The organism is Archaeoglobus sp. (assembly GCF_017656475.1).
Taxonomy (GTDB): Archaea; Halobacteriota; Archaeoglobi; order Archaeoglobales; family Archaeoglobaceae; genus Archaeoglobus.
Genome location: NZ_JACDNT010000006.1, coordinates 37,302 through 59,117 on the forward strand (window position 1 = coordinate 37,302; position 21,816 = coordinate 59,117).

Genomic DNA, 21,816 nt, shown 5'->3' on the forward strand with positions numbered 1-21,816 from the left:
TATGACCATAAACTCTACTTGTTGTATGGCCTCAAGAAAAGTCAGAATACAGACGACGATAGACCAAAATGTCTACGAAAATTACATTAAAAAACTCCTGCCTGAATACGGTCAGCTTAACAGACTTCTTGAAGAAGCCGTAAAAACTCTTTATGAAATTAGAGGGAACGAAATATCAAAGATTGATCGCCTAAGATTGAAAATGATGAAGGAAGCAGGAATTATCGCTATAGGGTTCGAGAGTGCAGAGAATGTCCTCAAGGGAGATATCGATAAGCTGTTAAGTGAGAATGAGATCAATTTTCTGCTCGAATGGTACTACGGGAAGCCCATAGAAAAAATCACCATCGGAGAGGCAATTGAATTTATGAGAATCGCTTTAATAGCAATGAACTGGGCTCTCGATGCGAAGGTGAACCGTGAGGAGAGTGAGACACATATATTGGTGAGGTCAAACGTTGGAAGAAGAGTTGCTGAGCTGCTGTGCAAGGCGATCAAGCATTTTTTTGAGAGAACTTACGGAGGGGATGTGAGATACTCTGTTTACCCGGGTGGCTACACTCTGATTTTTAAAAAAGAGTAATTATGCTCATAAACGCTCACATGTAAGCAAGTAAGCTAATGTTTAAATATTGTAATCTCAAAAGATTAAAATACTCATTAATGATTTGATTGAACATGGCAGTTGTGTTTCCGTCAAAGGAGTGGATGGAAGAGCTGCATAAGAATGTAAACGCCGATGAGGAATACAAAAAAGTGGCAGCCAACTGGGAAGGAGATTACCTCTGTGTTGTAGAGCTGGATGAGGAAGCTTTGAAGGACTTCCAGAATCCGAAGGTTCTAAAGGGCTTCCTCGAGATGCTGGACAGCATTCCAAAGGAGAAAAGGGAGAGTTTTAGGGGAACGCCAAGTGAGAAAATGCTTGAGGCTCTCGGCCTGTCTCTGGATGCTGAGTTGAGCGAGGTCAATGTGGAAGAGATTGCAAAGAAGATAGCTGAAAATCCCGATAAAATACTTGAGGCTGCGAAAGGTGCTACGCTCAACATCTGGATGGACTTCTGGCACGGTGAATTCAGGCACATCGAGGTTGCTGCGCCGGGAGAGCATGAGGACGCGAAGTTCAAGCTCATTGGGCCGTATGCTGTTTTCAAGCAGCTCGTTATGGGGAAAGCAGACGCTATCACTCTTGTCGTTAGCGGTAAACTCAAGCTGCAGGGAGATATGGGCTATATGATGCGAAACATGGCCACCGTAAAGAAATTTACAGACCTCATGGCATCCATCCCCATTGAATCCTAATTTTTATGGGTGTTAAGGGATGTCAAAGTTTCTTGACCTCGATGAGTTAAGCGAAGAAGACCGCATGCTCAGAGAGGAAGTTCACAGATTTGCTGAGGAGGTTATAAGGCCTGCCTCAGTCGAACTGGACAGAATGCCTCCAGAAGACAGGATCAAGCCAGGATCGCCGTACTTCAAAGTGATGAAGCAGATGAAGAAACTCGGATACCATCGCATGTACCTTCCAGAGAACAAAGGCGGTCCGGGATTAACGCCCTTGCAGCGCTACATAATTTTCGAGGAGGTTGCTTGGGGTAGCTTGGGCTTCGCTACAGCTTTGGGAGTGGACATGATACCTTTCGTTTCTGCTGCTCTCTTTGGAACACCTGAGATATATGAGGAACTGGTAGTTCCGTGGATTGAAGATGAAGAGGGGAAGTTTCACGGTTGCTGGGGAGTTACAGAGCCTGAACACGGAAGTGACTACCTGATTACCTTAAGGGAGGATCCGGAGCTCGTTGCGAGGTTTGGCAAGGGTAATGTTGTTGCTGAGAAAGATGGAGATGAGTGGGTGATAAGCGGGCAGAAGTCCGCATGGGTTTCATCAGCGCCAGTCGCAACTCATTGCGGACTGCATGCACAGCTTAAAGGGTCGAGAAGTATAGCAGAAGGGCTGTTCTGCATAGTTCCCCTTGATTCAGATGGTGTAAAAAAGGGAAAGCCGGCAGACATGCTCGGAATGAGGGACGATCCTCAGGGAGAGCTATTCTTTGACAACGTCAGGATTCCTGAGCACTACGTTGTTGTTGCACCGGGCTTCTTTTACGGCATCTTCTGCGACCAGCTCCTCTGCCTGACGAGCTGTGGAATGGGGGCCTTTGCTGTCGGCCTGGCGAGAGCGTGTTTTGAGGAAGCTTTGAACTACGCCAGACAGCGAGTTCAGGGAGGAGTGGAGATAGCGAAGCACAAAAACATAAAGCTGAAGCTTTACGAGATGTTCGAGAAGGTCGAGACTGCACGCTACTACGTAAGAAAGGTAACGGAATACACTCATAAGAAAATAATAGAGCAGCAGACAGCAGATGCCTCGCCAAGACATGCGAGGGCTGCGCAGATTTACGCAAAAAAAATTGCTTACGAGGTTGCACACGATGCCGTGCAAATTTTCGGCGCCTACGGGCTGAGCAAGGAGTTCATAATTGAGAAGTTATTCAGAGATGCGCGGAGCATGCTAATTGAGGACGGAACGGTGGAGGTTCTAAGTCTTGAAGCTGCTGAGGATGTTATAGACAATTACGAAAAGGACTTTTATGATGTAAATCATATTACGAGAATTTTGAGTTGAGATGGTTATGAGGTGGTTGGTATGTTGAAAGGAATTCCGTTAGATTCCCCTCTTTACGAGGTGGATGAGGAAAGGGGGATTGAGTATAGAAACTGCGAGGCTATAACTGGATTTTTTACCATCAAGAACGATGTAGAAGATTTACTGCCGGAAGGATTGAAGCCATACAGCAAACCCGCTCAGGGAGGAATTTGGATTTCTCACTATTCCTTCAGCACGGTTGGTGAGTACCACGAATATCTGACGGTAATTCAGGTGGAAGACGAGCAGGGAGATATGGGGTACTACATTCCGTACATATACGTAACAAACGATTCTGCTCTGGCTGCCGGAAGGGAGCTTGCTGGTGCATCGAAAAAGCTGGCGAGCATCGGGCTTGTTAAGGAACTTGACGTTGTGATGGGGTATCTCGAAAGACCCACGGGCAAGAGGCTTGTAACGTTCGTAATGAAGCCCAACACAAGGGCTATGGGGGAGATGATTGATTTTATCCTTCCAAAACCCACCTATCTCTATTCAGTCCGTCACCTTCCGCCGATAAAAGGCAAGGGTGGAGTTACTCAACTCGTTAAGTGGTATGCGGACATAGACTTCCATACTGACCCAAAAGGAGAGAGAGTTATCTTCATGGGGCCAGGGAACATTACCTACGACTCTCCCTCTGTCATCGACCCAGTCCACAAGGTTGAGATTGACGCTTTCATGACGGCCGTCTACTTCCAGTTTGACATGAAACTTGGCTTTGTTGATATTCTTAGGGAGTACTGAGGTGGAGAATGCTCAAGAGGAGCAGAGAGGGTCTCTCGATCCCTCTCGACGCCAGTCTTTACGGTGCACTTGGCCAGGCGATGAAGGCAAGAGATGCAGTGACCGAATACGTCAACTGTGAGTGTGTGATGACCTTCTTTTTGACAGATAAGAGTGTTGAGGCTATACTTCCAGAGGGGCTTGAACTCACACCCTCCCAAAGTGCTGCGGTCTTTATCGCTCACTATCCATTCTCCACAATTGGCCCCTACTACGAAATGTTCACTCTGATTCAGGTCGATTTTGAAGGGGAAATGGGCTACTATCTCCCCTACATCTATGTTGACAACGATGCGGCGATGGCTGGTGGAAGGGAGGTGGTCGGTGCTCCCAAGAAGTTCGCAAAGATGGGAATTGAGAAGTATATGGACATTGTAACGGGCTACCTTGAAAGACCACCAAACAAAAAGCTTCTGACGCTCTCCATAAAACCAGAGCAGAGAATTCCAGATGCGATGGTGGATTCGATGCTACCAGAAAAAACGCCGATTTACTCGCTCAGAATGCTGCCACCCATTGAGGGCGGTGATGGCTTGGCCCAGCTTGTAAGGTGGTATGCGTACATGAGAATACACGAAGATGATGAGGTCAAGGTCACATACGACCACGTGAAGCTTGGTAGAAAGAGAATCTGGGGAGGCGAGGCGACGCTAACATACGACTCTCCCTCCCTTTCCGACCCAATACACAAGGTTGAGGTGAAGCAGATTCTGATGGGAGCTTACATGCATTACGACATGGCTCTGAGGCCGGACAAAGTCGTTAAAGAGTGGAAACTATGATCGGTGTCATAGGGGCAGGAACGATGGGGGCTGATATAGCGGCCCTCTTTGCCAACACAGGCTTTAAAGTGGTTCTGGTGGACAGAAGCAAGGAATCTCTGAAGAAAGCAAGAGAGAAGCACGAAGAAGAGTGCCTAAATGAGCTTGAAGAGGCGGGTTTGAAGAAGAGGGATGAGTTAGTCTCATCCATTCACTACACAACAGAGCTGAAAAGTGTCAGGGATTGCGATTTTATTGTTGAAGCCATTACAGAGAAACTACAGCCAAAAATAGAGCTTTTCAGGGAGATAGAGAGGTTTAACGATAAGGCTGTTTTTGCAACCAACACCTCAAGCTTCATGCCGTCCGAGATTGCTGAGAAGCTCTCGAATCCCGGAAGGCTCACACTATTCCACTTTTCCAACCCTCCAATCCTCATGCCCCTTGTGGAGGTGGGAGGTAGCAGGGTATCAGAGGAGGCGTTAGAAAAAGGAGTTAGCATGGCCAAGACCATAGGTAAGGAGCCAGTTGTTTTGAAGAAGGAGTGCAGAGGGCATGTTTTGAACAGAATGCTCGGTGCTGCAGGCGTTGCGGTTGGGTACTGCCTGCTTTATCACAGACCTGAAGAAGTCGATTCCGCTCTGAAAAATCTCGGCTTGAAATACGGCTTTTTTGAGCTCCTTGACATGATTGGACTTGATGTGGCAAAAGACGTTCTTGAAAGCTTCCGGGATTACTACGGGGATAGATTCAAAGGAATTCGCTCAATGGACTTCTTCTTGGAGAAAATGGTCGAGTGGGGAAAGCTTGGCAAAAAGAGCGGTGAGGGATTTTACAAGTGGGAAGGAAGCAAAGCAAAAATCCCCACAGCTTCTCCTGCTGATGTAAGGCCGCTTGTCGCGGCGATAGTCAACGAAGCCTTGAGAATTGTTGAAGACGGGATTGCCGATGAAAAGACGGTAAACAGAGTTTACATGCTCGCAACGAACGCCCCTTACGGAATAATGGATGCAGCAGAGATGCTTGGCTACCCGAACATTCTTAAAGCGCTCAACGAGGCTTTCGAGGTAACAAAGCTTGAGATATTCAGACCGTGTGAATTGTTGAGGAGCAAGCTTTAATTTTTTAAACTTAACTTTCTCCATGCAGGAACTTTTCGACATTCTGAGAGAGTTCAGAGACTCGAGAGGCTGGGAGAAGTACCACACACCCAAAAACCTCTCCGTTTCAATCGCAATTGAGGCTGCGGAGCTCCTTGAGCTTTTTCAGTGGACGAAGAGCATTGAGGATGAAATGAAGGTTCTTGAGGGGAAACGTAAGGAGGTGGAGGAAGAGATTGCAGACATCCTCATCTACGCCCTTTTCCTCTGCGATGTTGCCGGAATTGACCCGTTAGTGGCTGTCAAGAGGAAAATGGAGAAGAACGAGAGGAAGTATCCAAAAGATAGAGTTTATGAATTCTGATTAGGCCTTCACAAATCGACAACAGTTATTAATCTGCCAGCAAACTGACTCCATGCTTCCGGATGTCCAGCTTCTGAAGCCTGAAATTCCCATAGGCCTGAGCAGAGTTGGTGCCACAGGCATCAAAAAGCTCGTGGAGGTTCAGAGAGAGGGGAAGAGGCCAATTATTTTAATCTCAGCCTTTGACGTTTTCGTTGACTTACCCGCTCATCTTAAAGGTGTCAATCTCAGCAGAAATTTTGAGGTTATAGATGAAGTTATTGAGGCACTGACAGCAAAACCTATAGAGAACATCGAGGATTTAGTTGTTGAAATAGCAAAACACCTTCTGGCAAGGCACGAGTATGCCACAAAAGCGGAGGCGAGGATGAATTCAGAGCTCATAATGAGAAAGAGAACACCAAGAACGGGACAGAGAACGCAGGAAGTGGTGAAAATTTTCGGCGAGGCGACACTGAGCAGGGATGGGAACAAAATTGTAATGGTGGGAGTTGAGGTTACTGGAATAACAGCCTGCCCATGTGCCCAGGAACTTGTCAAAGCAAGCTCAGCAGAGAGACTGGCAAAAATGGGGTTCGATGAGGAGACAATTCAGAAAATACTCGATGCAATTCCTGTTGCAACGCACAACCAGCGTGGGAGGGCGACGCTAAAGGTTCAGGTTACTGACAGCTTCAAGGTTCCCATATCAAAGCTCATTGAGGTCGCTAAGTCATCCATGAGCTACGAAACTTACGAGATTCTCAAAAGAGAGGATGAGCTTGCTGTTGTTGAAGCAGCACACCGGAACACGAGGTTTGTTGAGGATGGAGTCAGATATATGGCGATGGAGCTGCTGAAAGCCTTCCCTGACGCTCCGGGAGACATACTGGCATTTCTGCGGCAGGAGAACGAGGAGAGCATCCACCAGCACAATGTCGTGGCGGAGAGGTTTGCCACGTTCGAGGAGTTGAGGAATGAAATTGGCTCTTCTGATGCTTCTCGCAGCAACTCTAATTGAGGTGTATCCCAACCCCTACGGACTCGATGAAGCAGAATACGTGAAGTTCCACTGCAACTCAAGCTGCCTGCTCAGAGATTCTAATGGATGGGTTAATGCTGAAGCTGGAACGCAAATAGCGACAAAGAATCTGAGCTATTTTGAAGAGAGGTTTGGCTACAAGGCGGACATTCAATTTTCTCCAAAAATGGCCCTCTCAAACAGAGGAGAGGAAGTGTGTGTTGAAGATGCTGACGGAAAAGACTGCTTTTACTACGGCAAAGATGTCGACTTCCTCGATGAGGGGGTAATTTACTACAAAACACCATCCGGATGGGATTTTCGGTATGAGGACTGGAGCAACTTTTCCTGCCTTACAGAAGTCGTTGAGGGAAAGCTGATCATAACTCCCTCCGATTTCTACCTCGATGGTGGATGGATTGTAGCCTCATACACCTTCCATGCACCCTTCAACCCCGCAACGCTTTTTGTTGATGCAAGACCAAACAAACCATGTAGAGAGTTTGAGACGAACACAGTTTTCCTATCTTCACCCTCCTACAGAAACTTTCACTACAAGTTTGCGGTGAAGAACAACAGTGTTGTAATCACGACGGAAAACTGGCAGTTCAGCAAAAAGGGCTTTATCGTAGTTTTTGAGAACCACAATGTGTCAAAGATGCTGTTACAACTGCTCGAAAACGACCTAAAATACTCAATGAACGTCTCAAAATCGTGCTCCGAGTGGGTTTACAGAAATGGTGCTGGCGGTAAAGTTTTGACCTTTAAAGCTCCCGTAACCGTCTTCATTTTGCCGGACTGCAACCCTGTCCTTGAATTCATCTCCTCAGCCAGGCAGAGGCTCTACATCATAGCTCCTTACATTGACTTCAAGTGGTACAAAGATGGCGGTCTCCTTGAGGCCATCAGAAAAGCGAAGCAAAATGGAGCGAAGGTAAAGGTGGTGCTGGATGCCAAGTATGCCTCAAAAGAGGCTGTGGAAACTCTCAGGGAGGAGGGTGTTGAGGTGGAACTCGTGGAAAGGCTCCACGGAAAGGCCGTGGTAGCGGATGAAAAGCTTCTGATAACCTCTGCAAACATGAACATGCACGGACTTAAGCTTAACAGAGAGGTGGGAGTGATTATTGACAGCCCCAAGGCTGCTGATGCTGTTGTTGATGAATTTGAAAGCAGGGCTGTATCACCCTTGGATATCTTGCTAACTCTTGCAGCCTTTCTTGCCTCGGTTGCAGTTTTCAGGAGAATGAAGGATAAGTTTTAATTATCACCTATGTGGAAAATAAAGTGAGGTGTCTGAATGGGATTGATGCTTGCCATAAGAAAGAGATTCGGATTCATTCTGAAGCTATTCTTCAAGAAGGACAAGATGAGAATAGGTATTTACGGCCCTCCAAATGCCGGCAAAACAACCCTTGCAAACAGAATTCTCAGGGACTGGACTGGAGACGTAATCGGTTCTCCGAGCGATGTGCCACACGAGACGAGGAGGGCCAAGCTCAGAGAGGGTGTGAAAATAGAAGTTGACGGAAAGTCTCTCACGATTGACATAGTTGACACTCCCGGACTTGCGACGAAGATTGACTTCCACGAATTCCTGAAGTACGGCATGGATGAGGAAGAGGCAAAGAGAAGAGCTAAGGAGGCGACTGAGGGTGTTATTGAGGCAATAAAGTGGCTTGACGACCTTGACGGGGTTTTGCTTGTCATGGACGCCACCGAAGACCCATTCACACAGGTGAACGTAACCATAGTAGGCAACATGGAGGCGAGAAACCTCCCCCTGCTGATAGTTGCTAACAAAATAGACCTGCCAAACGCCTCTCCGGCAAGAATAAAGTCCGCGTTTCCACAGCACCCCGTCGTGCCGATTTCGGCTTTGAAGGGCATCAACATAGATTCGCTTTATAAGGCAATGGCCGAGAGGTTCGGGTGATGGAAATGGAAGGAGTGCAGATGCACCTGATTTCAAAGGAAATGCTCGAAAAGATGCCCTCTATGGAGAAGCTGAGGATGATTCTGGACAACGTCAAGGAGGGGAAGATTGTTGTTCTTGAAACTGGCCTTACTCCTGAGGAGGAGGCTAAGTTAATCGAAATGACGATGCTGGAGATAGACCATGAGAACTTCATAGGCATTGAGGTGGAATCGTACCCGGTTAAGGAAAGGAGTGTGTTTTCAAAACTCTTCGGAAAGCCCAAAGGTAGGCTGACGGTTATAGGCCCTGCAAACAGGCTCAAGACTCTCGAAAAGCAGGCTGATGTAATCAAAGCTCTCGTCCAGGTTTAGGGGTTTCCATGGCTCACAGATGCACCAAATGCGGAAAGCTCTACCCAACAGGCGACATGCGGTTACTTCAGGGATGTGAGTGTGGGAACAACAAGTTCCTCTATGTCCCTGATGAGAAGAAGCCCAAGGAGCCAGAGAAAGTCGAGGAGGAAATAAGAAAAGAGCTTACGGAGATGGGGATAGAGACGGTTCGCATCATTTCTCCCGGAAAGTACGAGATTAACATAGAGAGGCTTTTGCAGGGTGAAGGAATCGTTATCGCCTTACAGGAGGATGGGAGATACGTTATCCATCTTCCTTCTTTGTTGAAAAAAAGGGCTAAGAAGTAGAGAAGTTTTTAGCTTCGAGAATCATACTCGAGACTACTCTGATTTTCCAAAAATTGGAATGCTAACATGCAAAAGATTACAGTACCTGTTTTAATGATACGCCAAAAACCAGCATCACGGTAGTAGTGTCAAAATCTGCCCCCAGAGTAACACCACCCTTCATCGCAGGCTCTGCCGCCTCAGAGTGGCTGACCTCTGGGGGCTGTCCCATGTCCGGGTTGCCCCACAATCATCGTAAGGCTTTCGCCTCACTCCTGAGGGGACCTATCGACATGGTGTGTCCCCGAGCTCGCAGAGAAGCTTCATCGTCGGCACTGCCACCTCAGCCTCTTCCCCGATCGGAGACATTAGTATATAATCAGGAGAGTAATTAATATTTTCACTCGGCAGAAGACATCTGGTTTAAGAGGAATGGTTAAAAAAGATACTGCTTGACTTGAAATGTCAAATGTCTCTTGATTTCAATTAGACCATTCGTGTCGTGGATTATTCGATAAATTTGACCCGTCTAAACATTTCTGAAACCCTAAATTCTTTCTTGAAAAAGACTGCCGGATGCTCCGACCTGCGGATCTCAACATCACCGGAAACTTCAACACTCTTCTGCCCATCTGCAATCAGCAAAGCGCTTTCAACACTTATTTCAACCTTCCTGTTCATATCAATAACAAAGGGCTTCCATCCAAATCTGAAGGGTGCAATGGGGACGATTATCATGCAGTCGATGTATGGGTCAACAACAGGTCCTCCTGCAGAGAATGCGTAGCCGGTAGAGCCGATCTGGGTTGCAACGACGATGCCATCACACCTCAGCCTGTCAATTTCCGCCCCATCAAGTTTTATCGTGACGTCCATCAACTTTCCTGGCTGCTTGCTCAGAATGGCAAACTCGTTTAGGGCAAGAAGGTTCTCACATTCAATTCTAGGGAACTCCTCGATTTCGAAGTCCTTCACCGCCTTCTTAAGTATTTCCTCAAAATTTTCTGGTGTTGAGTGGGTTAACAACCCAATCCTGCCTGTATTTATCCCGAAAATTGGTGGGCAGGTTCTTATCTTCTGCAAAATTCGCAAAATCGTTCCATCTCCCCCGATGCTGACTATAAAGTCGTAATTTTCAAGCTCTTCGGAGGGTGAGCTGAACGACCCAAACGAAATGTTCAGGTTTTCAAGAACTCTCTCAACTCTGCTGAGGATTTCATCAGTCTTGTAAACTATTGCAGCCTTCATCGAACCAGCTCCAGGAGCTTTCCGTGCAGTTTCTCATTCGCAGCAACGATGTTCAGCCTTTCCTGCATATCAAATTTTTTATTCCTCAGGCTGCTCCCGTCCTGCTCAGTGACCTTCCCTCCAGCTCTTTCAGCGATGAAAACTCCAGCCGCAGCGTCGTATATTCTCAACATCCCCCCAGGACGAATATCAATAAAGCAATCAAAGGAGCCATCGGCAAAGAAGCAGAGCTCAGTTGCAGCACTGCCAAAAATCCTCATCCTCTTAAAGGGGTAATTTTTATTAGGATAGTAGATTATGGCGTTGCAGTAGAGCGAGTTCTCATCACTTACCTTAATCTTCTCCCCGTTTCTGTAGGCTCCGGTTGAGTCCGCATAGTACTCATCTCCAGTAGCGAGGTTGTAAACGTAGCCAAAAAATGCGTTTTCCAGCTTCTCGGATTCGGAAAAGCAGAGGCTTACTGAGTACACTGGCACCCCCCTCGTTGCGTTGAAGGTTCCATCAAGAGGGTCGAGAGCAACAAAGATATCTCCCTCACCAACCACCCCCGATTCCTCTGTAACGACTGTAACTTTCTCCCTTTCAAGCACCTTCAGCGCAACCTCTTCCGCCACTCTGTCAGCGGCCTTGGTTGGAGTTCCATCCTTACCCATCCCAACATCCTTAGCTCTTTCCTTGAGGGGCATTGCAGCTATGGTCTTCCTCACCTCCACTGCTATCTCCCTCGAAATTTTCAGCGCATCCCTTTCGTCCATGAGGACTGGTTGGGTTTAGGGCAATATGTAATTTACTGAGTGGTAAACGAAAGCCGCAGTTAAGGGAACCGTGAAATTGTCCTCAAGGTAATAATCCCCTATTTTTTCTACTCTCTCCACGATCGCTGCCGAAACACATGCTATAAATGAGGGCGCTGGCGAGAGAAGCGGCAAAGAAGCTAAAAAAGGAACAACAATCATCAATAGCGTGGCAATTTCGCCCGCCCTCCTTACAGGCAGCCTCTTCACTACACCGCCCAAACCGTCTCCAAGGAGTGTAACAAGGACTGCGGAAAACGCAGCTTCCATTGGGAAGAGTAGTGTGATAAGGAGAATCGCTACACCGAAATATATGTAAGCCCCTATCCTGGCTTTCTCATGTTCCCTCACAATCCCGGAAAGCAGGTTGTACTTCAAGCGAAAGAATTCAAAAATGAGTGCAAAGAGCAAAGTTATAGCCACTCCGACAATCAAAAGCTCTCTTCCTAAATAAAGATAGGCCAGAATGTAAGTGATTCCGGAAAAATGGATTGATTTTCGAAGAAGTTCTCTTTTAAGCTCACTCAACGGATATCCTCTCTAACTGACTTGTAAGGTTCCATATCATCGTTCTGACGTGCATTGGCAGATTCGGGTCTGCAGAGATGTCCTCAAGAACCGATATGGCTGATGCAGCCTCCAGCGAGACCTCATCTGTCGTAGTGAGCTTTTCTTTAATCTCGCTTGCAACTTTCCTCACGTTTCTTGGCACAGTCTCGTCGTGGATTATTCTATCAAGCGTTTCCAGAACCTCATCAAGCTCTTTCTTCGCCATCCGCCTCACCTCACAAAACTGGAAAATTTTAATAGTTCGGAATCAAATGGAACTCGTGGGTGATAAAAAAATTTCGGAAAATGGGATTGAAAGTGCGGCAGAGCTTCTTTACAAAGGAGCCAAAATGCTTGCATATAGCTGTCCAGAATGTAAGATGCCCCTATTTGAGAAGGATGGGAAGGTTTTCTGCCCCTCATGCGGCAGGGAAGTTATAATAGAAGGAGAAAACGAGAATTCTGAGGTTCAGGCCGAATCTGAAACCGCACATGACGAAACTGCTTTGGAGAAGGCCAAACCTGAGGCAGATTATTTGGGACTATCCAAAAAGATTGAAAGGGCAATTTCGAAAGTCTGCGACATGATTGCTGAATCAAGAAGTGTTGAAGAGATAAAGGTGCTTTCAGAGTCGCTTGAGAGGCTCGTTGATGTGCTGAAAAAAATAAAGGAATAGAAAATATTTTATTCGCAATACCTACACATTTCATGGACAGGTTGACTGCCATTGCCATAGTTTTTGTAGCGGTGCTTGTTGCCATCGCAGCAGGAATAGCATACTTCTTTTCACCGCTGTTCCTTCTCAGACTGATTTTGTTCCTCCTCTTCCTAGGAATTGCTGCAATTTCGGCTGTAATGCTTGCAATTCTGGTATATGCAAAATCGAAGTACGCTCTGCCCTCACTGCTGTCTTTGCTGGCCTCTCTATACGCTATTTATCAGTGCTACACTTGGGATAAGCCAATGCACGTCGCCTATATAACCGCCGCATACATTCTTACGTTCGCCTTCGCTCTGTGGTGGATTTCGGAGCCGGATTTGAGCATCTACGAGAGGCTGAGAAGTGCAAGTGCTCTCGAAAAAGCTGGAAGGTATAGGGCTGCAGCCAGAAAGTATGAGGAAGCAGGAAAATTCGAGAAGGCTGCTGAATGCTACCTGAAAACCGGAATGAAAGAATCTGCTGCTTGGTGTTACGAAAAGGCCGAGCAGTTCTCGAAGGCTGCGGAAATTTACGAGGAGCTTGCTGCACAGCAGGGTGATGCGTACTACTGGAAGGAAGCTTACGAGTTCTACAAAAAGGCTGGGAAAATGAGGAGGGCTGCTGAATGCCTTGAAAAGTACGCTGAGGATGAGCCGTGGTTCTGGGAGGATGTGGCCAAGCTTTACGAAGAAATTGGCGATTCCGAGAATGCGAAGAGGGCTTGGCAGAAAGCCCTCGAATACTATCTTAAAGAGGCTGAGGAAGAAGGTGTGTTCTGGGAGGATGTGGCGAAGATCTACGAGAAGCTTGGCGATTCCGAGAAGGCAAGAGAGGCGATGCTGAAGTTTGCCGCGTACTGTGAGAATGAAGCGGAGAATGATCCGGCGTGGTGGAAGCATGTTGGAGAAGCCTACCAGTATCTCGGAGATGATGCGAGGGCGAGAGAAGCTTTTGAAAAGTATAATGATTATAAGCAGAAGCAGAAATTAGATGATTAATTTCGCAAAATTTTTAAGTTAATCACAATTTTTTCGTATCATGAGTGGAATACTTGGTATTGAGGGGCAAAATATACGAGAGACTGACGGCAGTGGAATAAACAGGATATGGGTAAAGCATTACGATGAGGGTGTTAGGGATAAGCTCGATTACCCCGTGATGCCCGCTTACAGAATTCTCGAAATTGCTGCTGAAAAGTACGGGGACAAGGTTGGAACCATATTTTTCGGAAATCAGATTACGTACAAGCAAGCAAAAGATGCTTCGGACAAGGTTGCAGCATTTCTCCTCAACCTGGGCGTCGAGAAGAATGATAGGGTGATGTTCGCTCTGCCCAACACACCTCACGCTGCACCGATAATGGCAGGGATTCTGAAGGTTGGAGGAATAATAGTGCAGTGCAATCCTCTCTATACTCAGAGAGAGATGAAGTTCCTCGCAGAGGACAGTGGGGCGAAGGTGATGTTCTGCATGGACATGATGTACTCCAATGTCTCCCCTCTACTCGACGATGGTACTCTTGAAGCAGTAATTACTTGCAGCCTTCAGGATTTTATGGTTGGTGCAGCAATGCCTGATCCTCCTGAAAAGAGAAAAGGCCTTTACTCATGGAAAAACATCATGGAAGCTGAGAAAACGGACAGGAGAGTGGAAATTAATCCGAAAGAGGATGTCGCGATGCTGCAGTACACTGGAGGAACGACGGGCTTTCCCAAGGGTGTAATGCTCACACACTTCAACATTGTCGCCAACGCCTATCAGGCAGCGAACTGGGATCCCAAAGCTTCATCCGCTGATGTTGGGATTGGCATGCTTCCCGTTTTCCACAGCTACGGAATGACGATGATGAATGTCGGAATACTCGTCGGAGCTACAATCATCCCTATGCCTGATCCAAGAAACTACCCGATGGTTCTTCAGGCGATTCAGACTTTCAGGGTTACAACTCTCTCTGCTGTTCCAACAATGTACATCGGAATGCTGAAGCTTATCGAGCAAAACGGCTACGATTTGAGCTCTTTAAGAGTGTGCACGAGTGGTGCTGCTCCGCTACCCATAGAGGTGAAGAGGAGGTGGGAGGAGCTGACAGGGAAGAGGATCACAGAAGGCTACGGACTGAGTGAGGCTTCGCCCATAACACACTGTAACCCGATATATGGCCTAAACAAAGAGGGTAGCATAGGCGTGCCTTATCCAGACACCATTGCAGTTGTCATCGATGATGACGGCAACATCCTCCCGCCTAGAGAAGTTGGAGAACTCGTGATCAGAGGTCCGCAGGTGATGAAAGGCTACTGGAATCGCAGGGAGGAAACTGAGAAGACTCTGATCAATGGCTGGTTGCTGACAGGGGACATGGCAAAAATAGACGAGGACGGGTACTTCTACATCGTTGACAGGAAGAAGGACATGATAATTGCGGGCGGATACAACATCTACCCGAGGGAAATTGAGGAAGTGTTGTATGAGCATCCGGCAGTGGCTGAGGCAGCGGTTGTTGGCGTTCCTGATCCTTACAGGGGGGAGACGGTTAAGGCGTTTATAGAGCTGAAGCCAGAATGGAAAGGGAAGGTCACGGAAGAGGACATCATAAAGTTCTGCAAGGAAAGGTTAGCTTCATACAAGGTTCCAAGGGTTGTGGAGTTCAGGGATGAACTTCCGAAATCGCTTGTAGGTAAGGTGCTGAGGAGGTTGCTGAGAGAGGAGGAAATGAGGAGGAGGAGTTAAAGCTGTAAACGCATCAAATACCACTGCTTTGCCCCAAAATTTTTTTCGGCAAACCTGTTGTCCAGCATTTTCACAATCTCGAAGCCGAATTTTGTCAAAAGACCTATCCCCTCATCGTTGTCGACGGAAACGTAGCATTCAATCTCCTTCCCACCACCCTCCCTCACACTTTCAATGATTTTTTCGAGCAGCAGCGAACCCACTCCGCTGTTCCTTCTGAGCGGTGAGACAGCTATGAAGTTTATCACAGCCTTTCCTTTTTTTGGCTTCGGGCAGAGGTAGCGGATGAGCAGAGATGCTTTAACACCCTTCACGAATCCGAGCTCTTTCCTTAAAAAATCTGAAACGGGTAGCCTTTGCCTGAAAGAGTAGGATGCAAATCCAACGATTCTCTCACTCTCGGCCACAAGACATTCTTCCGTATGCTTGGAAAAGAACTTGAAAAACAGCTCTCTCGCCAACTCGGTATCACCAAATATGCCGTTCAGCTCTCTGCTGAATGCGAGGACTAGCAACCTTACAGCATCTCTTGCATCCTCTTTTTCAAGCTTTCTGACTCTCATAGTCCTTTATTGTCTCAACGGCCTTCTGGAGGTTCTCCATTGAGTTTGCATAGCTGATTCTGACGTAGGTTTCGTTGTAATCACCGAAAGGCAGGCCGGGTGTGACGGCAACTCCCATCTCGACCAGCCTTTCAGCGTACTTCATGCAGTCCTCTCCCACATTCACGAACATGTAGAACGCTCCCTCCGGCCTCACTACATCGTATATTTTGCTCAGCTCGGCATAAAGGAAATCTCTGCGACGCCTGAACTCCCCGACCATCCTTGAGACGATTGAGTCGAAAAGACTTTCAGCAAAAACATCCGCAACAGCCTTCTGGGCGAAGGCTGGGGCACAAACTCCATTTACTTGATGAACCTTCAGCATTGGATCGAGCAAGCTTTCATCAGCTATGGTGAAGCCTATCCTCCACCCGGTCATAGCAAGAGATTTGGAAAAGCCATTCACGCAGACCACGTTCTCCTCACCCGCAAGTGATGTCGGCTTGACGTCGTAGTAAATCTGGTCGTAGATCTCGTCACTCACGACTACCGCTCCGTTGTCTCTTGCAATTTCGACGATTGCTTTTAACTCCTTCTCCCTAATCACAGCCCCAGTCGGGTTGTTGGGGTAGTTGAGGAAAATGACACTCACATCTCTGTCAACGACTTCGTTAAGCTTGTCAACATCGGGTAAAAAGCCGTTATCGTGAGTTTTGACCTGAACAATTTTGCCACCACACATTTTGCCGTAGGTAAAGTAGCTGAGGAAGTTCGGAGTAGGAATAATGACCTTGCTCCCCTCCTCGATGAATGCCAGCGAGGCGTTTATCAGTGCCTCACTACCACCGGCGGTGACCATCACCTGACCTGCATCCACACCGTACCTCTCCGCAATCGCCTCTCGAAGCTCCTCCAGGCCGAAGTTTGAAGTATAGTGAGTGAAACCTGCATTCATTGCCCTGCAGGCTCTCTCTACAACCTCTGGAGGAGTGTCAAAATCCGGCTCACCAATGGTAAGGCTTATTATCTCTTTTCCCTCCTTTTTTGCCCTCTCAACTATTTCGAACATCCTACGAATCATGGAGGTCGAAATCTGGGATAGACGATTAGCTTCTCTCATCGTTGGTGATTTAGAGGAGCTATTTAAAAGTGTTAGTTTTAATTTGTTGGGTTGAGAAATTCAAAACTTGAGCGATACTTACTGCTCAACCACTTGACGAAATCTATTTTTAATCTCAAGTGCAAGAATTTAGCATGCCTAAAATAATTGAGGCTATTTACGAGGATGGTGTTTTCAAACCTTTGGAGAAGGTTGAGCTTAAGGAAGGGGAGAGAGTGAGGATAAGAATTGAAGACCGAAAAACGAAAAGAGAGAGTTTTCTTAGGAGATGGGAGCCAATAAAACTCGATGAAAGTCCATCTATAGAGAAGATAAAAGAGCTGAGGCTGAGAAAATATGGGAATATTCTTTGATACCAATTTTATTGTGAATTTGATAGTTGAGACTGACTTTACGGGTAAAGCCAGGGCAATTGTGGAGAAATACATTGAAGAAGAATTTATAACCTCCGTGACAGTTGTGGAGGAAACTCTCTTTGTTTTGAAGAGACTAACTAAAGAAACTAATTCGAAAATTGTTGAAATGGTAAAAACAGTTATTGAAGGTCTGGATATCGTCGTTGTAGATAAACTACCGCTATCAGAATTTCTTGATGTTTTTGGTAGTTACGACCTCTTGCCCAACGACGCCTTGATAGCTGCGACATGCAAATATCACGGGATAAAGAGGATTGCAACCTTCGATGAGGATTTCAAAAGGGTTGATTTTTTAGAGGTTGTGGAGGCTTAGCTGAGTTGGTAGGCTGAGCCTAATTTTGTATTTAATAAATGGCTGAGGTTTACAGCTCGGTATTGGGTGCGATTTTTGGTGAATGTTTGGTGTTAAACTTCACAGAAGAGTTATTAAATTTCTGGAGAGAGTAGACTAGAATGCTTAGAGACCCATTTTCCCAGCCATAAAAGAAAGTAAAGTAGGGGACAGAATTCCACAAGCGTGTCTGACTTGGGGACGTGCTGGGCTATGGTGGGCTTCACGCTCACCATATGAAAAATTGCTCGTTTTGAGCCATCCTATTTTTCTTTGTACACGTTTAAGTTAGCACTCCGAAATGAGAAAAATTTTAACCTTAACGACCTAAATAAAATGGATGATGAATCTGGCAGAACCTGAGCTTTGCGATGATGACGGCTGTACTCTCTGACTACAGCAAATCCTTCTCTGCCATCTCTATCGTCCTTCTTATGGCCTCCTGAAGCGCTTCAGGCAGGCCTTTTATCTCTATCTCCATGAAGCCCCTGACTATCGCCGAAACCGCCTCATCCCTACTCAGGCCTCTCGACATCAGGTAGAAAATTTCCTCCTCTGCTATCTTCCCGATTGCCGCCTCGTGGCTGAGCTCTACATTTGGATATCTCGCCTCAAGTTCTGGAATGGCGTCAATCAGTCCGTTTTCGGACAGCATCAACCCCTTGCACTCAAGGTGCCCCTTCACCTCAGGAGCATCACCGACGATGTGACCCCTCGCAATAATCTTCCCTCCCTTGCTTATTGTCCTCGAAATTATCTCTGCCCTGCTGTTCTCACCCATTAAAACAGCCCTTGATCCGGAATCGATAACGCTGCCCTCAAGAGCAACAATTACACTGTTAAATATCGCTGTGGCGTCCTTCTCCACGTAGGCCGTTGGATAGGTCTGGACGAGCTTTACGGGGTTTAGGAGAATATAGTTGCTTATGAATGTCCCACCCTCCTCAACCTTTATGGCCGTCCTTGGTCTAACCTCTATCGTTGTGTCCCAGCTGTGTATCATTGTGAAAGAAAGCTTTGCATTCTTCTTGACGAAAAACTCCGATATGCCAATGTGCATTCCAGCAACGCCGGGATGAGAGGTGCAGCCAGATATTATGTTCAGCTCCGAACCCTCTTCAGCAATAACTATGTTGTGAACCCTCTGCTTTCCAACCTTTTTGAGGTAAAGGCAGGCTTCCACCGGTATCTCAACCTTTGCTCCAGGCAGAGAGCGGATGAAGTATCCGTTAACGTCTTCAGAATCGGCCATCTTTGTATATTCATCCTGATCTTTCTTCAAAATCTTCCAGAAATAGTCCTTAACCCAGTCGTACTTTTCCATAGCCTGCTTTATGCTCATCACTTCCACTCCTTCAAAGAAGGACGCGAAGGTCTTTGCATCCTGGTCTTCCAGCAGAAATGTTCCTGACCTCTTTGAGCTGTCGAGTTCAATCCCAACTTCTTTCAGCCTTTCCTTATCTACTCCGAGTTCTCCATATTCCTCAGACATTTCGCCAAACACCCCTCATACCCGTGGTTTCTTATCTGATTCAAAATATCCCTCGGTTCACCAATACATGCGATCCTGCCGTTGTAGAGTATTGCAGCATAATCAGCATCCACATAATCGAGAATGTGCCCCTGATGCGTTATTATTACCCCTGACTTCGTCCTCTCTTCCTCACTCTTATCTCTCTCAAGAATTTTCCTTATTGCCTCACCAATGAGAGCAACGTTTTCTAAATCAACACCGCTGTCCGGCTCATCGAGCAAAACCAGATCAGGATTCATCAGCATGAGCTGCAAAAGCTCCGACCTCTTCACCTCTCCACCCGAAAAACCAACGTTTATCTCCCTGTAGAGGTGGTCAGTCATTTTCATGGCTTCAGCGAGCTCCATTATCTTGTCCTCCCCGTAACCACCTACTCTGGCACAGTACCTCAGCACGTCTATCAGCTTTACACCGCTTATTTTAGGTGGGTTCTGAAAAGCGATACCCATTCCAAGTTTGACCCTATCGTTGGTTGGCAGATTCGTGACGTCTATCTTCTTGAACATTATCCGCCCACTCGTAACCTTGTACGACGGGTTTCCGATGAGGGCGTTGAGAAGTGTTGATTTACCTGAACCGTTTGGGCCGAAGAGGACGAAGGTCTCCCCTTCTTTTATGAAGAGATTAACATTCTTGAGTATCTTCCTTTCACCAACCTTCACTCCGAGGTTAACGACTCTGAGCACACCCATAGCGATTCAAAATTCCCTAAGCTATTTAATATTTCGTGATTTTTAGCTGAGCTGAAATCAGTCACCTTTATTAGCACTCAAGAAAAATTCATGTGATGGACATTGAGGGCTACGCGAGAAGAATGCTTAAAAGAATGAGTGAAGATGAGGTTAAAGCTCTTTTAGCTGAAAGAATAGCCGAGATTAAAAGCTGGAGTTTTGAAAAGGCAAAGCGCTGGGCCGAAGCGGTCATCGTAGAAGTAAAGAACGCCTACAGCAAGAGCAACTGGCTTCTCGACTACTACAAATCAGGAGTGACGATGGGTGAATTTGGAGTCGGGTCGAGGGGGAGAGGTGACTTTTACGTTCACGAGAAAATTGCGGAAGTGATTGGAAACTCCGGAGCCGTTGTATCATCGAAAGACCTTGACGATGCTGGCGTGGTAAAGTTCGGAGACATCTACATTTCCGTAGCCATAGACGGCATCCATTCAAGGTTGAGTGAGTTTCCCTTCATCGCCGGCTTTCATGTCACAAGGGCGGCAATGAGAGACGTCCTTGTAATGGGTGCAGAGCCGGTTGCGGTTTTCTCAGACATACACGTTGCTGATGATGGAGATGTGAGCAAGATATTTGACCACATCGCAGGAATAACTGCGGTCTGCGAAGCCACCAACGTTCCGCTGGTTAGCGGGAGCACGCTCAGAATAGGCGGTGACATGGTAATAGGGGAAAGAATGACCGGCGGTGTTGGTTGCGTTGGAGTTTCAAAACACATCACCCCACGAAAAAATGCCAGGGATGGAGACGTTATTCTGCTCACAGAAGGGGCTGGAGGAGGGACTGTAGCGACGACTGCCATCTACTACGGCATGCACGAGGTAGTTGAGGAGACAATAAACCTGGACTTCATTAAAGCTGTAAAAGCGGTTTTCAGAGCTGATCTGGTCAGGAGAATCCACTCCATGACTGACGTGACGAATGGAGGGATAAGGGGTGATGCCGAGGAGATTGCAAAGGTTTCGGACAAAGCCCTAATTTTCGATTACGAGAAGGTAAGGAGCTGCGTTAATCCGAGAGTTCTTAAAATGCTCGAAGAGCTGGAGATAGACTTCATGGGCGTTTCAATCGACTCGCTAATGGTAATTTGCGATTCGGAAACGGCAGAGCCTGTGAAAAATGCTATAAAAAAGACGGGAGTTAAAGTGGAAGAGGTAGGATGGGTTGAGGGCAGGAAAAAGGGAGCCCTCGTACTCGAAGATGGGAAAGTCAGGGAAATCAGGCCGAGATTCAGGGAGTCCGCCTACACCCCATTGAAAAAGGTGGTTGGGGAAGAGATGCCTCCAGACTTCGAAGAGATGAGAAGAAAAGTTGATGAAGCTGCCATGAAGGCTGTGGAGAAAAAGAGAAAGGTGCTGGAGCTAATCGGACAGGTTTGACTCCTCCTTTATTTCTCTGTTAATCCTGTCTTCGAGCTCAAGCAGAACCTTCAAAATTGTGAAGTAAAGTTCCACAAGCTTGTTTTTCTCCCACTCGGCATACTTCATTATGAGCCTGTCAAGCTTTCCCTGCAGCTTTCCCATCCTGTAGAGCAGGTACATCATATCTTCAACGCTGTTGCTGAAGGTGAACTCCACCCCCCTCTCCCTCTCATAAAGCCAGGCCCTCCTCATTGTTTCGCCAATTGTGCCGTAGTCTATTTGCAGGAAGTCCTTCCTTGTCCTCAAAAGCTCTTCAAGCTCGTACCTGTTGGGGAGAATCATGTCGTTTATAATGGCTGAGAGCTCAACAATTCTCGTGAAGAAGATGTAGAATATCGGATTGAAGATGTTTCCGCTCTTCTTTAGATTCTTCGCCCTCTCCACGAGATCGCTGTCAAACAAATCCCTAACCTCTTTCTCAAACTCTTCAAGATTCATTTGTTTGGTGAA

At 46.8% G+C, this 21,816-nt stretch carries 28 protein-coding genes; 18 read left to right on the forward strand and 10 right to left on the reverse strand.

Features of this window, described 5'->3' with window-relative positions; translation table 11 throughout:
- Nucleotides 1-25: 25 nt before the first annotated feature.
- The 12 genes from H0Z19_RS02875 to H0Z19_RS02930 all read left to right on the forward strand — a co-directional run bounded on the left by H0Z19_RS02875 (nt 26) and on the right by H0Z19_RS02930 (nt 9,270).
- Nucleotides 26-583 carry a hypothetical protein gene (locus H0Z19_RS02875; protein ID WP_290723630.1) on the forward strand — a complete coding sequence of 186 codons (558 nt, stop codon included), beginning with the start codon at nt 26-28 and terminating at the stop codon, nt 581-583.
- 95 nt (nt 584-678) lie between these two features.
- The gene (locus H0Z19_RS02880; RefSeq protein ID WP_290723632.1) at nt 679-1,299 is read left to right on the forward strand and encodes an SCP2 sterol-binding domain-containing protein; all 621 of its coding nucleotides are present in this window, start codon (nt 679-681) and stop codon (nt 1,297-1,299) included.
- A gap of 19 nt (nt 1,300-1,318) precedes the next feature.
- Nucleotides 1,319-2,623 carry an acyl-CoA dehydrogenase family protein gene (locus tag H0Z19_RS02885; protein ID WP_290723633.1) on the forward strand — a complete coding sequence of 435 codons (1,305 nt, stop codon included), beginning with the start codon at nt 1,319-1,321 and terminating at the stop codon, nt 2,621-2,623.
- 21 nt (nt 2,624-2,644) lie between these two features.
- Nucleotides 2,645-3,391, forward strand: coding sequence for an acetoacetate decarboxylase family protein (locus H0Z19_RS02890; RefSeq protein ID WP_290723635.1), 747 nt, complete (start codon nt 2,645-2,647; stop codon nt 3,389-3,391).
- 8 nt (nt 3,392-3,399) lie between these two features.
- Nucleotides 3,400-4,212, forward strand: a complete 813-nt coding sequence (locus H0Z19_RS02895; protein WP_290723638.1) for an acetoacetate decarboxylase family protein — start codon at nt 3,400-3,402, stop codon at nt 4,210-4,212.
- Nucleotides 4,209-5,312 (forward strand): 3-hydroxyacyl-CoA dehydrogenase, encoded by a 1,104-nt coding sequence (locus tag H0Z19_RS02900; RefSeq protein ID WP_290723640.1) that lies wholly within the window; start codon nt 4,209-4,211, stop codon nt 5,310-5,312. Before H0Z19_RS02895 ends, H0Z19_RS02900 begins: the two co-directional genes overlap by 4 nt.
- Before the next feature lie 22 nt (nt 5,313-5,334).
- The gene (locus H0Z19_RS02905) at nt 5,335-5,655 is read left to right on the forward strand and encodes a nucleotide pyrophosphohydrolase (protein ID WP_290723643.1); all 321 of its coding nucleotides are present in this window, start codon (nt 5,335-5,337) and stop codon (nt 5,653-5,655) included.
- 52 nt (nt 5,656-5,707) lie between these two features.
- Entirely contained in the window at nt 5,708-6,655 is a 948-nt protein-coding gene (gene mptA / locus H0Z19_RS02910; RefSeq protein ID WP_290723645.1) for a GTP cyclohydrolase MptA, read from the forward strand.
- Complete coding sequence (locus H0Z19_RS02915) at nt 6,612-7,916, forward strand: phospholipase D-like domain-containing protein (protein ID WP_290723646.1); 1,305 nt, start codon at nt 6,612-6,614, stop codon at nt 7,914-7,916. The genes mptA and H0Z19_RS02915 overlap by 44 nt, the downstream gene beginning before the upstream one ends.
- 36 nt (nt 7,917-7,952) lie before the next feature.
- A complete protein-coding gene (locus H0Z19_RS02920) occupies nt 7,953-8,588 on the forward strand; it encodes an Era-like GTP-binding protein (protein WP_290723647.1) in 636 nt (211 codons plus the stop codon).
- A gap of 5 nt (nt 8,589-8,593) precedes the next feature.
- Complete coding sequence (locus H0Z19_RS02925; protein ID WP_365892275.1) at nt 8,594-8,941, forward strand: DUF2073 domain-containing protein; 348 nt, start codon at nt 8,594-8,596, stop codon at nt 8,939-8,941.
- Between the two features lie 8 nt (nt 8,942-8,949).
- Nucleotides 8,950-9,270 (forward strand): Zn-ribbon domain-containing protein, encoded by a 321-nt coding sequence (locus tag H0Z19_RS02930; protein ID WP_290723649.1) that lies wholly within the window; start codon nt 8,950-8,952, stop codon nt 9,268-9,270.
- Between the two features lie 76 nt (nt 9,271-9,346).
- Here the strand turns inward: H0Z19_RS02930 and H0Z19_RS02935 are convergent, their stop codons facing one another.
- The 5 genes from H0Z19_RS02935 to H0Z19_RS02955 all read right to left on the reverse strand — a co-directional run bounded on the left by H0Z19_RS02935 (nt 9,347) and on the right by H0Z19_RS02955 (nt 12,066).
- Nucleotides 9,347-9,481: a hypothetical protein gene (locus H0Z19_RS02935; protein WP_290723650.1), complete on the reverse strand. Its 135-nt coding sequence runs from the start codon at nt 9,479-9,481 to the stop codon at nt 9,347-9,349.
- 275 nt (nt 9,482-9,756) lie between these two features.
- Complete coding sequence (locus tag H0Z19_RS02940; RefSeq protein WP_290723651.1) at nt 9,757-10,497, reverse strand: NAD(+)/NADH kinase; 741 nt, start codon at nt 10,495-10,497, stop codon at nt 9,757-9,759.
- Nucleotides 10,494-11,252 (reverse strand): bifunctional fructose-1,6-bisphosphatase/inositol-1-monophosphatase, encoded by a 759-nt coding sequence (suhB, locus tag H0Z19_RS02945; RefSeq protein WP_290723653.1) that lies wholly within the window; start codon nt 11,250-11,252, stop codon nt 10,494-10,496. Before suhB ends, H0Z19_RS02940 begins: the two co-directional genes overlap by 4 nt.
- Nucleotides 11,253-11,267: 15 nt before the next feature.
- Entirely contained in the window at nt 11,268-11,819 is a 552-nt protein-coding gene (locus H0Z19_RS02950) for a diacylglycerol/polyprenol kinase family protein (RefSeq protein WP_290723655.1), read from the reverse strand.
- The gene (locus H0Z19_RS02955; RefSeq protein ID WP_290723657.1) at nt 11,812-12,066 is read right to left on the reverse strand and encodes a UPF0147 family protein; all 255 of its coding nucleotides are present in this window, start codon (nt 12,064-12,066) and stop codon (nt 11,812-11,814) included. The genes H0Z19_RS02950 and H0Z19_RS02955 overlap by 8 nt, the downstream gene beginning before the upstream one ends.
- Before the next feature lie 55 nt (nt 12,067-12,121).
- Here H0Z19_RS02955 and H0Z19_RS02960 point away from each other — a divergent pair, with 55 nt between their 5' ends.
- Genes H0Z19_RS02960 through H0Z19_RS02970 form a run of 3 tightly spaced genes read left to right on the forward strand, consistent with a single transcriptional unit; the run spans nt 12,122 to nt 15,268 of the window.
- A complete protein-coding gene (locus tag H0Z19_RS02960) occupies nt 12,122-12,517 on the forward strand; it encodes an Sjogren's syndrome/scleroderma autoantigen 1 family protein (RefSeq protein ID WP_290723659.1) in 396 nt (131 codons plus the stop codon).
- 32 nt (nt 12,518-12,549) lie between these two features.
- Entirely contained in the window at nt 12,550-13,539 is a 990-nt protein-coding gene (locus H0Z19_RS02965) for a tetratricopeptide repeat protein (protein ID WP_290723661.1), read from the forward strand.
- Nucleotides 13,540-13,579: 40 nt separating this feature from the next.
- Complete coding sequence (locus H0Z19_RS02970) at nt 13,580-15,268, forward strand: long-chain fatty acid--CoA ligase (RefSeq protein WP_290723663.1); 1,689 nt, start codon at nt 13,580-13,582, stop codon at nt 15,266-15,268.
- Here the strand turns inward: H0Z19_RS02970 and H0Z19_RS02975 are convergent.
- Together H0Z19_RS02975 and H0Z19_RS02980 are read right to left on the reverse strand one after the other, a co-directional pair.
- Complete coding sequence (locus tag H0Z19_RS02975; protein WP_290723665.1) at nt 15,265-15,831, reverse strand: N-acetyltransferase; 567 nt, start codon at nt 15,829-15,831, stop codon at nt 15,265-15,267. The genes H0Z19_RS02970 and H0Z19_RS02975 overlap by 4 nt on opposite strands.
- Nucleotides 15,812-16,933: an aminotransferase class I/II-fold pyridoxal phosphate-dependent enzyme gene (locus H0Z19_RS02980; RefSeq protein WP_290723667.1), complete on the reverse strand. Its 1,122-nt coding sequence runs from the start codon at nt 16,931-16,933 to the stop codon at nt 15,812-15,814. The genes H0Z19_RS02975 and H0Z19_RS02980 overlap by 20 nt, the downstream gene beginning before the upstream one ends.
- A 134-nt stretch (nt 16,934-17,067) precedes the next feature.
- On the opposite strand from H0Z19_RS02980, the gene H0Z19_RS02985 reads away from it, so the two are divergent.
- Nucleotides 17,068-17,286: an antitoxin family protein gene (locus H0Z19_RS02985; RefSeq protein ID WP_290723669.1), complete on the forward strand. Its 219-nt coding sequence runs from the start codon at nt 17,068-17,070 to the stop codon at nt 17,284-17,286.
- Nucleotides 17,270-17,662: a PIN domain-containing protein gene (locus tag H0Z19_RS02990; RefSeq protein ID WP_290723671.1), complete on the forward strand. Its 393-nt coding sequence runs from the start codon at nt 17,270-17,272 to the stop codon at nt 17,660-17,662. The genes H0Z19_RS02985 and H0Z19_RS02990 overlap by 17 nt, the downstream gene beginning before the upstream one ends.
- 412 nt (nt 17,663-18,074) lie before the next feature.
- Here H0Z19_RS02990 and H0Z19_RS02995 read toward each other — a convergent pair whose 3' ends face one another.
- Nucleotides 18,075-19,172, reverse strand: a complete 1,098-nt coding sequence (locus tag H0Z19_RS02995) for a SufD family Fe-S cluster assembly protein (protein ID WP_290723673.1) — start codon at nt 19,170-19,172, stop codon at nt 18,075-18,077.
- Nucleotides 19,142-19,906: an ABC transporter ATP-binding protein gene (locus H0Z19_RS03000; RefSeq protein ID WP_290723675.1), complete on the reverse strand. Its 765-nt coding sequence runs from the start codon at nt 19,904-19,906 to the stop codon at nt 19,142-19,144. The genes H0Z19_RS02995 and H0Z19_RS03000 overlap by 31 nt, the downstream gene beginning before the upstream one ends.
- A 95-nt stretch (nt 19,907-20,001) precedes the next feature.
- Between H0Z19_RS03000 and H0Z19_RS03005 the strand changes: the two genes are divergently transcribed.
- Complete coding sequence (locus H0Z19_RS03005) at nt 20,002-21,324, forward strand: AIR synthase-related protein (RefSeq protein WP_290723677.1); 1,323 nt, start codon at nt 20,002-20,004, stop codon at nt 21,322-21,324.
- Here the strand turns inward: H0Z19_RS03005 and H0Z19_RS03010 are convergent.
- Nucleotides 21,307-21,804: a hypothetical protein gene (locus H0Z19_RS03010; RefSeq protein WP_290723678.1), complete on the reverse strand. Its 498-nt coding sequence runs from the start codon at nt 21,802-21,804 to the stop codon at nt 21,307-21,309. The two genes, H0Z19_RS03005 and H0Z19_RS03010, sit on opposite strands and share 18 nt — an antisense overlap.
- Nucleotides 21,805-21,816 lie beyond the last annotated feature (12 nt).